Source organism: Bifidobacterium sp. H6bp9 (genome assembly GCF_032193695.1).
Classification (GTDB): Bacteria; Actinomycetota; Actinomycetes; order Actinomycetales; family Bifidobacteriaceae; genus Bombiscardovia; species Bombiscardovia kimbladii.
The window spans coordinates 378,543-392,161 of sequence record NZ_JASTZY010000001.1 but is presented as its reverse complement, the minus strand read 5'-3'; the positions used below and the strand labels follow the sequence as shown (position 1 = coordinate 392,161).

Genomic DNA, 13,619 nt, shown 5'->3' with positions numbered 1-13,619 from the left:
GGTGCGCAGGCCCGGGCCGGGAGACCGGAAGACTCGGTGCACGACCTGCGTAGAACAAAAAGGAATCGCAATGGCACGTCTTGCCGGAGTCGACATCCCCAACGAGAAGCGCATAGAGATAGCCCTCACCTACATCTTCGGTGTGGGGCGTACTCGCGCCAAGGAAACACTTGCCGCGACCGGAGTGAATCCGGACACCCGCGTCAAGGATCTCACGGACGAGCAGCTCATTACGCTGCGTGATTACCTCGAAGGCAACTACAAGATCGAGGGTGATCTGCGTCGTGAGATCGACGCCGATATTCGCCGTAAGATCCAGATCAATTGCTATCAGGGCCAGCGCCACCGCAGGGGCCTGCCCGTGCGTGGCCAGCGGACCAAGACCAACGCCCGCACCCGCAAGGGGCCCAAGCGCACCGTCGCCGGAAAGAAGAAGGCGACCAAGTAAGGCCGAATGCGAAGCGGGGATGAGGGTCCCCGGTGATTCGCACTAGCAATCAGTTATTCGTGACAAGGAAACGAGGATCAATGGCAGCAGCAAAGCAGGCCGCGCGCAAGCCTCGTCGTCGGGATCGCAAGTCGGTTCCGGTCGGGCAGGCGCATATCAAGTCAACATTCAACAACACCATCATCTCCATCACCGATCCTTCCGGTGCTGTAGTGGCCTGGGCTTCAGGCGGCGACGTAGGCTTCAAGGGCTCCCGCAAGTCCACCCCTTACGCAGCGGGCATGGCCGCCGAATCCGCAGCCCGCAAGGCCATGGAGCATGGGGTCAAGAAGGTGGATGTCTTCGTCAAGGGCCCGGGTTCGGGCCGCGAGACCGCCATCCGCTCCCTGCAGTCCGCAGGCCTGGAGGTCGGTTCCATCTCTGATGTGACCCCACAGGCACACAATGGCGTTCGTCCTCCCAAGCGCCGTCGCGTCTGAGCACTAAAAAACCCATGAATCCACCCGCGAAGACCGGTGAGTGCACCACCGGTCGGAGCTGAAAGGATAGCAACAGTGCTTATTGCACAGCGTCCGACTCTTACTGAAGAAGTCGTCAATGCCCAGCGCTCCCGTTTCACCATCGAGCCGCTGGAGCCCGGATTCGGGTACACCCTGGGCAACTCCCTGCGTCGTACCCTGCTGAGCTCCATACCGGGAGCGGCTGTGACCTCGGTCCGCATCTCGGGTGCCCTGCACGAGTTCACCACGCTGCCTGGTGTGGAGGAGGACGTCACTGAGATCCTGCTCAACATCAAGGGCATCGTGCTGACCAGCGAGTACGACGAGCCTGTGGTCATGTATTTGCGCAAGAGCGGCAAGGGCGAGGCCACCGCCGGGGACATCACCCCGCCGGCCGGCGTCACCGTGGCCAATCCTGATCTGCATATCGCGACCCTGGCCGAGGATGGCGAGCTGGAGATCGAGTTCACGGTGGAGCGTGGGCGTGGATACGTCCAGGCCCAGCTCAACAAGCAGGACAACGATGAGATCGGGCGCATCCCGGTCGATTCCATCTACTCTCCCGTGCTCAAGGTCAGCTACAAGGTCGAGGCCACCCGTGTCGAGCAGCGCACGGATTTCGACAAGCTGATCCTGGACGTGGAGACCAAGCCTGCCATCTCGCCGCGTGATGCGGTGGCCTCCGCTGGGTCGACCCTGGTCGAGCTCTTCGGCCTCTGCCGCGAGCTCAACACTCAGGCTGAGGGTGTGGAAGTCGGACCCGAGCCGGTGGTGGAAGAGGCGGATCCGCAGATGTCCGTGCCGATTGAGGACCTGAACCTGACGCAGCGTTCCTACAACTGCCTCAAGCGCGAGGGAATCCATACCATCGGCGAGCTGGTCTCGCATACCGAGCAGGATCTGCTTGACATCCGCAACTTCGGCATGAAGTCCATCGACGAGGTCAAGGAGAAGCTTGAGGGCATGGGGCTGTCGCTGAAGGCCTCCCCGCTGGGCTTCGACACCAATAATCTCGAGGGAGGCACCTTCTTCTCGCCTGACGACGAGTGAAGTGCAGCAGCCTTCGTATGAGCAGGCGAGGGGGAAGGGTTCCGTCGCCTGCTGACAGCAATTCCGGGAAGTCGGATGTTCGGGCGTATGCCCACCTGTCCTCCCGGGCCGTAAGGAGATAATCCAATGCCAAAACCTAGCAAGGGCCCACGTCTGGCCTCCAGCCCGGCGCACGAGCGGCTGATGCTGGCCAACATGGCCACCAGCCTCTTTGCCAACGGCCGTATCACGACCACTCTGCCCAAGGCCAAGCGCCTGCGTCCGCTGGCCGAGCGGCTGATCACCTTCGCCAAGCGTGGGGATCTGCCTGCCCGCCGTCGTGTCATGCGCGTCATCCGCGACAAGTCAGTGGTCCACATCCTGTTCACGCAGATCGCCGAGCAGATGCAGCAGCGTGAGGGCGGCTACACCCGCATCACCAAGATCGCGCCCCGCCGCGGAGACAACTCCCCCCAGGCCGTGATCGAGCTGGTCACCGAGCCCCTGTCGGCCAAGAAGGCCGTCGTCAAGGAGGCTGAGTCCGCAGCCAAGGTGGCCGCCAAGGACGACAATGCCGAGGTGGCTGCGGCCACTGACGCCGCCGTCGCCGAAGGCGCTGCCAAGGATGCCGTCGACCAGGCCGTCGAGGCCAACGAGTCCGATCAGGACGTGTCCCAGGCCGACCAGGCCGCCGAGGATCTGGAACAGACCGCTGACAAGGCGGATCAGGCCGAAGCCCAGGCTGAGGAAGATGCCGACGTGGCTGAGGATGCCGAGAAGACTGCCGAGTAATCGGTTATTGCATTCGATGACGGGGTCGGGGAGCATGGCTCTCCGGCCCCGTTTGTCGTTGCTGCCAGGGAGGTCTTGATGGAAGGTCAGGAGGGGAAGATGTCCCTTGTCAGGCTGCGCATGGATCTGGCCTATGACGGTGGAGGCTTCCATGGCTGGGCCCGGCAGCCAGGGCTCCGTACGGTCCAAGGTTGCATTGAGCAGGCTCTGTCTCTGATCACTGGAGCCCGCAGCTCACAAGGCGGCGTTCCCCATAACCACGACGTCTGGGAACCAAGACTGGTCGTGGCTGGCAGGACCGACACCGGGGTCCATGCGTCTCATCAGGTGGCTCACCTGGACATTCCCGATGTTGTGCTCGAGTCCTGCAGGGGCCATATGGAGGTCAATGGTGTTGTGGCCTTGGAACGCCGTCTCCGGCACCTGCTGCCTGCCGACATCGTTCTGCTCGGTCTCGGATTGGCCCCTGCGGGATTCGACGCCCGCTTCTCTGCTATGGAACGCACCTACCTGTACCGGGTCAGCCAGGGGGGCCAGCCAGGGGATCCCCGCATGCGGGGCTATGTGCTGGATCTGGAGGGGAGCCTGGATCTGCAAGCTATGAACGAGGCCGCAAGAGCGTGTATCGGCTTGCATGACTTCGGATCCTTCGCCAGGCCAAACCCTGGCGGCACGACCATCCGCAAGGTCCTGGCCGCACACTGGGATCTGGTTCCGGCCGTGAATCTGTTCGGTGCGGCTCCGGACCAGAGTGTTGTCGGGTACCTTCCTACTTTCATGGAATCCGGGCTGACCGTCTTTCGGATCGTCGCTGACGCATTTGCCCATAATATGGTTCGCTCACTGGTAGCAGCATGCATCCAGGTGGGCCTGGGACGCCGGTCCGTGCCATGGTTTGCCGACAAGGTGGCCCACCCCCTGCGCGAAGGTTCCACCGGTCCCATAGATGCTCGGGGTCTGACCCTGGAGCATGTGGCCTACCCGCCTGATGACCAGCTGGCTGAACGGGCTCAGGCCATCCGAGCCCGCCGTACACTGTGACCCTCTGCCTGTTCATGGTAACCGTTGCCTGCGCCACGCCGCTTGCCTGGTAGGGACTCTGTGGCATAATAGAAAAGTTGTTGTTCGGCAGTGTCGGGCAACGACCATGGTTGAGTGTCCGAGCGGTCTAAGGAGCACGCCTCGAAAGCGTGTGAGGGCAACTCCCTCCGCGAGTTCGAATCTCGCCTCAACCGCCCCCACTGGTCCCGGCCCCACGGTCGGGGCCTTTTTTCGTATACTGTCTGGTGATGGCATGTGCATGATTGCGATAAAAGGGCTCATGCCTTCCTGCTGAAGGAGGTCCTTTGGTCGGCATCAAGGACGTGGCCGCTCTGGCGGGGGTTTCCATAAGTACTGTTTCCTATGTATTCTCGGGCAAGCGACCGGTAAGCGACGCGACGAAGATCAGGGTTCTCAAGGCAGTCCAGCAATTGGATTACCACCCCGGATCAGGAGCCGCCATGCTCCGAAGGGACCGCAGAACCCATCTGATCGTGCTGAGCTCGCCAATGCATCCCTATACCGACTATTCGAACTACGCCACCTTTTTCTTCGCCGTAGTTGCCAGGGCCAGACACTACCACTACAACGTGGTCCTTTTGATGGATGAGGACGATACGGACGAACTCCTGAGAATGTCATACAGTGGCATGATCGATGGCGTCCTCCTCTTGGATGTGACCATGGAAGATCCGCGGGTAGCCCAGGCACATACCTCCTTGGTGCCCTATGTCTCCATTGGATATGCCAGAGATTCGTCCAAACTGCTTTCCGTTGACGTGGATTTTCATGCCATGGGCCGACGTGCTGTCGATGAGTTCTATCGGATGGGCCATCGGCATATGCTCATGATCGGATCCAACAGTCAGTCCTATGAGGAAGGTTCCAATTTCCTGGTTCGGACCAAAAAGGCCGCCATAGACAGGGCCCGGGTGCTGGGTATAAAGACGACTTTCCTGTGTTCCACTGGCGACGATGCCAGGCATGTCAGTCAATTGATCGATCAGGCTTTCCGGTTGGACCCTGAGATAACGGCGATCATGGCCCAGACCAGCATCAGCCACATGAACAACACCATTGTTGCGTTGTCAAAACGAGGGCTTTCGATCCCGAAGAATATTTCCATGCTGGCTTTAAGCACTTTTGGCAATGCTTCCGTTCTCGAGCGTCCTCTTGATGAGATTCCCATGATGCCGCATGAAACATGTTCCCGCGGGGTGGACATGCTGATGGAGTGTTTGGAAGGCATCGGGAAAAAGCCGGGAACAGTGGAGCTGATCCGTTCCGACTATAAGCGTAGGGGATCTGTGGGCCCGGTTCGGCCACATAGCTGAGAACCGTAAGCGATCGCTGTGGCGCCCAGGCTGCCACATTGGCGGAAAACCGGAGTCTCGGTAGCGTCATAGGTTATCGAAAAACATCGAAATACTATGTCAATTATAGTCAAATCATTAAATTAACAAATGGTTGTCCAATAAGGAGAATCATCAAGCGATGAAGCTAGGAAAAGAGGAGCGATGAAGTTTCCCCGGAGAATCATGGCAGCTGTTACGGCTGTGGCAAGTCTGGCGGGCATCATGGCCTTATCCGGATGCGGCGGCAGTGACAGCGCCCAAGAGGAGCATCCTGATTCCATCAAGATCTGGTATTACGAGGAGGATAACGGCGCCCAGGGCAAGGCCTGGAAGCAGGCCATTGCTGATTTTCAGAAGAAGACCGGCATCAAGGTCAACTTCGAGAAGAAGACCTTCGAACAAATCAGGCAAAACGCCAGCCAGATCCTCAACTCTGATGACGCCCCGGATGTGATGGAGTACAACAAAGGCAACGCCACTGCGGGTCTGCTTTCCAGCCAGGGTCTGCTGTCCAACCTCAACGACTATGTCAAGAAATACCAATGGAACAAGAAGATCACTGGATCCTTGGCGGTCCCGGGCCGTTATGACGAGAAGGGCGTTATGGGATCCGGCGACTGGTACGGCATCACCACCTATGGCGAGGAGGTGATCATGTACTACAACAAGGACATGTTCGACAAGTACGGCATCGCCATACCCAAGACCATGTCCGAATTGGAGCAGGCCATGCAAAAGTTCAAGGACAACGGCGTCACAGCCTTGTCTGAGGGTGTGGCTGAATACCCGCTCCAACATCTCTGGTGGCAGTTGGTCCTTCAAAAAGCCGACCAGCGCTTGATCAACGCCTATCAGCGCTACGACGGCAAGGTGGACTGGCAGGGCCCGGCCATGACCTATGCCACTGATACCATCAAGGACTGGGTCAACAAGGGGTACATCAGCAAAGACTCGACGGGTCTCAAAGCCGAGGATGCCGGACAGAACTTCATGAAGGGAACCTACCCCATGCTCTTCTCGGGCTCTTGGTGGTTCGGACGTTTCCAAAGCGACATCCCCAATGTCAATTGGGAGGTCAGCCTCTTCCCTGAGACCAAGAAGATTCCCGGCGGATCGGGCAACATCTGGGTGATTCCCGAGCGTTCCAAGAAAAAGGACGCTGCAGCGAAGTTCATCGACATGACGCTGAGCAAAGAGAATCAGAACCTGATGGGCAACTCCGGCGGATTGCCCATTGCAGCAGATCCTGCCCAGATAAACGATCCCAAGAGCAAGGAGCTGATCGCCGGTTTCAACCAGGTCATCAAGGATGATCGTCTGGGCTACTATCCGGACTGGCCGACCTCAACCTTCTATGACGAGCTCAACGCGGGTCTGCAGGAATTGGTCAACGGGACCAAGGACACCAAGGCCGTGCTTACGGAGCTTCAGGGCAAGTATGACAAAGGCGTCGAGACATCGGGGCTGAAAAAGTAGTCAAACCATAGGCCGGCGGGTGCGCTCTTGATCAGGCAACCGCCGGCCTCCGCTCCGCTGCCATCTGCAGCGGACCCTGATAGGCACATTTTCAGGCTGAGGAGAAACGAACAATGGGATCTCGAAGTACAAATCCTGCACCGGTCGCTGCCAAGACCGATGAGGAACGTGGGATGTCCAGGATACCGGGCAATCCCTCAAATCGATTCTGGTGGTATCTGATACCGGGGTTGTTGGTTCTTTTATGGATCATCATCGTGCCGGCAATCTGGAACATCTACTTGAGCTTTACCAACTACCGGGGGATACGGCCCCCGCGGTGGACCGGGATTGACAACTGGTCGCGGCTGATCAGGGATGCTACATTCTGGGCCTCTTTCCGCAACTCCATCTGGATGATCGTGGCCATGGTCGTCATCCCCATTCTGATCGGCCTGGTTCTGGCCTCGCTGGTCTTCGATGTGGTCCAAAAACGGTTCGGAGCCAAGACCGCTTCAACCATGCGCGCTGTTTACTACTTCCCTCAGCTCCTGCCTATCTCGGTGGCGGCGCTGGTCATGGGCTGGATCTTCCGACCCGAGAACGGCGCTCTGAATGCCATACTCAAAGGCATGGGGCTGGGACGTTTTCAGCACAACTGGCTGGGATCGCCCGACACCGCCTTGATATTCCTGATGATCATCATGATTTGGATCCAGCTGGGTTATCCCCTGGTCATATTCATGTCCGGTCTGCAGCGTGTCGATCCTGAGCTCTACGAGGCAGCGAGTCTGGACGGGGCCAACTGGTGGCAGCGGTTCAAAGTCATTACCCTGCCGGCAATCAAGCCGGAAATCTTCGTGGTGGCCCTGACCTGCACCATCGCAGCCTTGAAGGTTTTCGCTCCGGTGTACATGCTGACTAAGGGAGGGCCGGGCGACAGCACCATTGTGCCCTCATACTATTCGTACACACAGTTCTTCCAATCGCAACAGGTCGGCTATGGCGCCGCCATATCCACGGCTCTGACCATCGTCATCATCGTGATCTCTGTCGTTTTCACCAACGTCCAGCAGCGGGTCGAGCAAGAGGACGAGGAGTAGCATCATGACAGCTGTAAGCAAGATTCCCAAAGCACGGAAAAATAGGACAACAGGAGATTGGCTGATCCTGGCCTTGCTGATCGTCGGCGGACTGATCATGCTCTTTCCGTTTTTTGTTCTTCTGCTGAACGCCTTCAAAACCACGGCGGACTACAACGCCTCAGGTCCTCTTTCCTGGCCGCACGAATTCAGCGCCGTTGGACTGGTGAAATTCTGGACCAGAGTTCGATTCCCTCAGAAAGTCTGGAACAGCGTATGGATTTGTGCGTTGGTGTCATTCCTGGCTGTCGGGCTGTCAGTGCTGAACTCCTTCGCTCTGGGCATCGGCCGCGTCAAGGGCAGGCGCTGGATCGTCCTGCTGATTATGCTGGCTAATATGATGCCGCAGGAAGCTCTGCTCTATCCGCTCTATATCATGTTCAAGGCCATGGGCCTATACAACTCACAATGGTCGATCGTCATCATATTCACGGTCATCCAGAGCGCATTCGGCACCTATCTTCTGTCCAGCGTCTACGGAACCTTCCCCAAGGCCATTCTGGAAGCTGCCACCATAGATGGGGCCAGCCGTTGGAGAATTCTCAAAGACATCGTCTTCCCCATCTCCAAGCCGACGCTGAGCGTCATGCTGGTCTTCTTCTTCATCTGGACCTGGAATGAGTACATGATTCCCATGGCCTTCCTGATTGACAATTCCAAGCAGACGGTGCCCATTGCCATAGCGTCGTTGACTGGAGACAGGCTGATGGATGTGACCACCACGGCTGCGGCCTCACTGATCAGCATTGTGCCCACGCTGATCTTCTATCTGATCTTCCAAAGGACCCTTTCCAAGGGCATTACTACAGGAGCTGTGAAATAACATGAAGTTCACCAATGGATATTGGCTGACCCGGCCCGGCGTCGAGGCTCTCTACGCACGTTCTCCCTATGAATTGTCGGTAGGGCCAGATGGGAGGAGCATCGATGTCCTGGCTACGACCAGGGTCGTGACCGGCCGGGCCGACACCCTGAATCTGCCGACCTTTCGGATCCATGCCACCTCGCCGGCTGAAGGGATCATCCGGGTGCAGGCAACCCATTGGAAGGGTGCCGGAACCTGTCCGGGCTTCCCTGTTCACGAGCAGGATCCGGATTCCGGATTCGTCAAGGCCAGCGCTCAAGGTGCTGGCGACGGCGAGGTCGGAGAAGACGGGGCTTCGGTGACTCTGACATCGGGCAACCTGAGCCTGACCATGACCAAGGGGCCCGTCTTCGACATGGCTTTTGCCTGCGAGGGCAAGGAGCTCACCCATGCCAGGGGCAAGTCTCTGGCAAGGTTCGCTTTGGCTCCCGACGCTGCCGTAAGTACGCAACCGGTGGGGGAGTTCGGCGTAGCGCCCACGGCCAGGGCCTATGATGAGTCTCCGGTCTTCACTGCCATTCAACTTGGCTTGTCAGTCGGGGAAAGGGTCTACGGCTTTGGCGAAAGGTTCGGCCCATATTTGAAGAACGGGCAGAGCATAGACATCTGGAACGAAGATGGCGGCACAGCCAGCGAGCAAGGCTATAAGGACATTCCCTTCTATATGACCAGCAAGGGCTACGGTGTTCTGGTCAACAACCGCGGGCATGTCTCCTTCGAGGTGGCCACGGAGAACACCGAGACCGTCCAGTTCAGCGTACCCGGCGAAGTTCTGGACTTCTATCTGATCGCCGGACCGAATCCTGAACGAATCCTGGAGCGATACACGGCTCTGGTGGGTCGTCCGGCCAAGGTCCCCGCCTGGTCATACGGTCTCTGGCTGACCACATCCTTCACCACGAAATATGACGAGAAGACCGTGACATCCATGATCGATGGCATGGCTCGACGGCATATTCCCCTGAGCGTTTTTCACTACGACTGCTATTGGATGAGGGAATTCCACTGGACCGACTTCCAATGGGATCGACGCTTCTTCCCTGATATAGAGGGGACCCTGGGACGCCTCCACCGCGAGAAGGGGCTGCATGTCTGCGCCTGGATCAATCCGTATATCGGGCAGGAAAGCGCCCTCTTTGACCAGGCTGCAGACCAGGGCTACCTGGTTCGCAAGCCCAATGGAGACATATGGCAAACCGATCTTTGGCAGGCCGGCATGGGGTTGGTGGATTTCACTAATCTGGACGCTTGCAAGTGGTTCAAAGAGCAGGTCAAGCATCTCCTCAAGCAAGGAGTGGATGCCATCAAGACCGATTTCGGTGAGCGCATCCCTGCCGATGTGGTCTGGTTCGACGGCTCGGATCCTGCGAGCATGCATAACTGGTATACGCAACTGTACAATCAGACCGTCTTCAAGGCCATCGAAGAAGTGTACGGAAAGGGGCAGGCTTGCCTGTATGCCCGATCGGCCACGGTGGGAGGCCAGCAGCAGCCTGTCCACTGGGGCGGCGACTGCGAATCCACCTTCAACGGCATGGCGCAGACCCTGCGGGCCGGCCTGTCGCTGGTAAGTTCCGGTTTCGGTTTCTGGAGCCACGATATCGGCGGTTTTGAAGGAGCAAGACCCGACCCTGCCGTTTACAAACGCTGGATAGCGTTCGGCCTGCTCTCCTCTCACTCCAGGTTGCACGGTTCCACTGTCTACCGGGTCCCCTGGCTCTTCGATGAGGAGGATCAGCGCAGGGGAGTGGTCAATCCTCCTGAGCAGACCGCAGTGAGCGTGCTGCGAAAGTTCACCAGGTTGAAGATATCCATGATGCCCTACCTGTACCAGGTCGGACTTGGTGCACACGAGCGCGGCCTCCCGGTCATGCGTTCCATGTTCATGGAGTTCCCTGACGACAGGACGGCGCTGGATTGCGACCGCCAGTATATGCTGGGGCCGTCGCTGTTGGTGGCGCCGGTCTTCTCCTACACGGGTGATGTGGAATACTACCTGCCCAAGGGGGTATGGACGGATTGGTTCACCGGCCGCCAGGTGGACTGCCGACAGTCCGGCCAGTGGATGCATGAAAAGCATGGCTTCGATACGGTTCCGCTCTGGGTGCGCGACGGGACTGTTTTGGTCACCCGCCAGGGACAGGAATCAACTGAATATGCTTATGGAACCGATTCTACGGTCTCGGTCTTCCTGGCTCACGATGGAAGAGCCAGTGCGACGGTGACCGAGGAAGATGGAAGCAGCCTGGTTTTCCAGGCGGAACGCTCAGGAAGCACAGTAACCATCACTTCCTCGGACGGTCGGGAATTCACCGGTTGCCTGGGGATGGGTGAGGGGAAGCCTTCTCGGAACGGGCGTCTGGTTCTGTCAGCTGATTGAACAAGGGCGGCAGCATCCTTTCGGCTCGATGTGGGTTTGCCGACTGGGTCAAATGCTTGCGCAATACCGCAGGTAGTCTGGCGTGGCTGCGGGCGTTGATGCTGAGCCGATAAAAAGACCGTCCAATGCAGAAGGCGATGTGGTGGTCAGCACCGGGTCACCTTCTGCATTGCACGGGTTCATACCCCCCGCGTTCCTAGGGAATGCTCCTGTGGAACACGTTCTATAATATCACCACCTGAACCGGTAATGCCACCCGCAACGTTTCGTGAAAACTGCAGTAAGTGAACGTTCATTTGCTGTGTTCGGCGATTGATCTTCATGATCGATCAGGTGTTGAGCACGCATTGGCAGGGTTTAGGGTTTGCTCGTCTTTGCGGATGAGGAAACCTGAGAGTGTGATCAGAGCAGCCTGTGGTTGAAGGGTCCGTCCTGGACGTCAGTGCTTTGGCGCCTGCAGCAGGGCTGACGATGTGGCCGGGTAGCCGAGGTTCATGGCCATGGATATGTGGGCTACGATCATGTCGACCAGGGCCGATGTGGCCTCTTGGCGGCTTTTCGCGTTCTGGCTGGCCTCAGTTCGTGTAAAGCCTGGGGAGCCGTTCAATTTTCTCCCCACGGCCAGAAGGGTCCGTGCCGTATCCATCTCGATCAAGGCCGGGGTAGGGGCCTGTATGCCGTTGGCGGGATCGGTGCACTCGTCGGGGTGCGCCAGCAGATCAGTGGTGGGATAGACCCCCTGCCTGGGATCGTGCTTGGCCTGGCCGACCAGGATCTGCGCAGCTGCAGTGTGCGCATCGGCTAGGGTCAGCATCCATGCAGCATCCGTCTTGCGGGCCGCAAGGACCGAGAGTTCGAATCCGGAACGGTCTTCGCCGGTGATGGCCTGATCAGCTAATTCGGCGGGCAGCGCCTTGGCCAGCGGATCCAGCCGCTGTGCAGCCTGGACCAGCCTCAACGTAGCTGTTCGACGATCAGCCTGCCCGCTCTGGGAAGTCGCCAAAGCCTGGGCTGCGTGTACCGTAGCTTCGTCCAGGCGAGCAGGGCACTCGCGAGCCGCTTGAACCCAAGCTTGGGCTCGGCTGTCTGGCTGATCTTTTTGAAGCCGTTCCGATTGCCGGGCCCGCGTCCATGCCTGTTCGCAGGCGGTGGGGCGGAGGTTGTCGGGGTCGTGCTGGCTGATGTGCACCGCCGAGGGTGCGCATCCTGAAATGGTGACGGCCAGCAGAAGTACTGCGATGCCGGTCCTCATCCGTCGTGCCAGGATCGCTGGCCGACGACTCGCCCACCCGTGGTATTCAGGAACCGGCTGTGTCTGCATGAAAGGCTAGAATAGTAGGCATTGCAGACTAAAAGAAGCGCGGTCTGAATAACTTCATAGGAGGTCTTGACATGGAACTGGACCTGGCTGAAATTCATCAGCTGGCACACGAACAAGGGATTGATGCCGAGACCTTGGATCAAGCACTGAGCGAGGCTCTTCTTCTGGCCTACCAGAAGTCGCCTCACGCAGCCAAGCACGCACGGGTGGAGCTGGACGAACGTGCGGGGACTTTTACCATTTGGGCACAGGACGAGATCGCTCGCGAGCCCACGCCAGAAGGGCCTGAACCGGGATATGACCTGGGCGAGGAATACGACGACACACCGAAGGATTTCGATCGGCTGGCAGCCTCCACAGCCCGTCAGGTCATCCGCCAGCTCTTCCGTCAGGCTGATGACGAGCGTGTCTTCGGAGCTTTCTCGGGCCAGAAGGGCCATCTGATCACTGGGGTTGTACAGCAGGATGCCAGCGATCCCGGCAATGTGCATGTGGCCGTGGACAATGTCGAGGCCATTCTGCCCCGCCGCGAGCAGGTGCCTGGAGAGCATTACCGGCACGGCCAGCGGATCCGCGTCTACGTGGTCAATGTCTCCCGTGGGCTCAAGGGGCCGGAAATCATCGTGTCGCGTTCCCACCCGGAGCTGGTTCGCCGCCTCTTTGAGCGGGAGGTGCCCGAGCTGGTCTCCGGTGCAGTCTCCATCATGGCCATTGCCCGTGAGGCCGGGGCCAGAACCAAGATCGCGGTCCGCGCCAACACCAAGGGGGTCAATCCCAAGGGTGCGCTGATCGGTCCGGCTGGCGCTCGCGTGCGTGCCGTCATGGAGAATCTGGGACCTGAGAAGATCGACATTGTGGACTGGTCCAAGGATCCCGCCGAATTCGTGGCGGCGGCCCTGTCCCCGGCCGTAGTTCGCCAGGTGCAGATCGTCAGCGAGTCCAACCGCACCGCCATTGCCTTCATCAAGGACGCCCAGCTTTCCCTGGCCATTGGCAAAGAGGGACAGAATGCCCGTCTGGCCGCCAAGCTGACCGGATGGAAGATCGGCATCGAATCCGAGGAGGCCCACCAGCAAAAATTGCGTGAGCTGCAGGCGCAATCGGCTTCGGCTGCTGGTGAAGACGCCTGAGAGCAAACATCCGACGACACGAGTATGCTGGATCCGGTATCCCGAGTCCGGTGGTTCATGCCGTCGGCCCCGGCACAGAGACGAGGTAACACGATCATGGTCGCACGATGAGACAGGATATGTTCGCCGTCATCAAAGAGTGATCGCGCCGGTCATATGCG

12 protein-coding genes and 1 tRNA gene are annotated in these 13,619 nt (G+C 58.8%); 12 read left to right on the top strand and 1 reads right to left on the bottom strand.

The annotated features are described in order from the left end of the window. The first annotated feature begins 70 nt into the window (after nt 1-70). The 11 genes from rpsM (at nt 71) to yicI (ending at nt 11,007) form a co-directional block, all read left to right on the top strand. Complete coding sequence (rpsM, locus tag QRX40_RS01635; protein WP_015022329.1) at nt 71-448, top strand: 30S ribosomal protein S13; 378 nt, start codon at nt 71-73, stop codon at nt 446-448. A gap of 80 nt (nt 449-528) precedes the next feature. After that, entirely contained in the window at nt 529-927 is a 399-nt protein-coding gene (rpsK, locus tag QRX40_RS01630; protein ID WP_015022328.1) for a 30S ribosomal protein S11, read from the top strand. Nucleotides 928-1,002: 75 nt separating this feature from the next. After that, nucleotides 1,003-1,998, top strand: a complete 996-nt coding sequence (locus tag QRX40_RS01625) for a DNA-directed RNA polymerase subunit alpha (RefSeq protein WP_015022327.1) — start codon at nt 1,003-1,005, stop codon at nt 1,996-1,998. A gap of 126 nt (nt 1,999-2,124) precedes the next feature. After that, nucleotides 2,125-2,769 carry a 50S ribosomal protein L17 gene (rplQ, locus tag QRX40_RS01620; protein ID WP_144085055.1) on the top strand — a complete coding sequence of 215 codons (645 nt, stop codon included), beginning with the start codon at nt 2,125-2,127 and terminating at the stop codon, nt 2,767-2,769. A 78-nt stretch (nt 2,770-2,847) separates the two neighbouring features. Then, entirely contained in the window at nt 2,848-3,810 is a 963-nt protein-coding gene (locus tag QRX40_RS01615) for a tRNA pseudouridine synthase A (protein ID WP_313835854.1), read from the top strand. A gap of 108 nt (nt 3,811-3,918) precedes the next feature. Then, a tRNA-Ser gene (locus tag QRX40_RS01610) sits at nt 3,919-4,004 on the top strand. 111 nt (nt 4,005-4,115) lie between these two features. Then, nucleotides 4,116-5,144 carry a LacI family DNA-binding transcriptional regulator gene (locus QRX40_RS01605; protein WP_306221283.1) on the top strand — a complete coding sequence of 343 codons (1,029 nt, stop codon included), beginning with the start codon at nt 4,116-4,118 and terminating at the stop codon, nt 5,142-5,144. 204 nt (nt 5,145-5,348) lie between these two features. Then, on the top strand, nt 5,349-6,641 hold the full coding sequence (locus tag QRX40_RS01600; protein WP_313835851.1) for an extracellular solute-binding protein: 1,293 nt from the start codon (nt 5,349-5,351) through the stop codon (nt 6,639-6,641). Nucleotides 6,642-6,754: 113 nt separating this feature from the next. Next, nucleotides 6,755-7,723, top strand: coding sequence for a carbohydrate ABC transporter permease (locus tag QRX40_RS01595; protein ID WP_045924803.1), 969 nt, complete (start codon nt 6,755-6,757; stop codon nt 7,721-7,723). A gap of 4 nt (nt 7,724-7,727) precedes the next feature. Continuing rightward, nucleotides 7,728-8,585 (top strand): carbohydrate ABC transporter permease, encoded by an 858-nt coding sequence (locus QRX40_RS01590; RefSeq protein WP_024626772.1) that lies wholly within the window; start codon nt 7,728-7,730, stop codon nt 8,583-8,585. 1 nt (nt 8,586) lies between these two features. Next, nucleotides 8,587-11,007, top strand: a complete 2,421-nt coding sequence (gene yicI / locus QRX40_RS01585; protein ID WP_313835848.1) for an alpha-xylosidase — start codon at nt 8,587-8,589, stop codon at nt 11,005-11,007. A gap of 439 nt (nt 11,008-11,446) precedes the next feature. Here the strand turns inward: yicI and QRX40_RS01580 are convergent, their stop codons facing one another. Further along, the gene (locus tag QRX40_RS01580) at nt 11,447-12,259 is read right to left on the bottom strand and encodes a hypothetical protein (protein WP_313835846.1); all 813 of its coding nucleotides are present in this window, start codon (nt 12,257-12,259) and stop codon (nt 11,447-11,449) included. Between the two features lie 140 nt (nt 12,260-12,399). On the opposite strand from QRX40_RS01580, the gene nusA reads away from it, so the two are divergent. Next, nucleotides 12,400-13,458, top strand: a complete 1,059-nt coding sequence (nusA, locus tag QRX40_RS01575; RefSeq protein ID WP_313835844.1) for a transcription termination factor NusA — start codon at nt 12,400-12,402, stop codon at nt 13,456-13,458. Nucleotides 13,459-13,619: the final 161 nt, after the last annotated feature.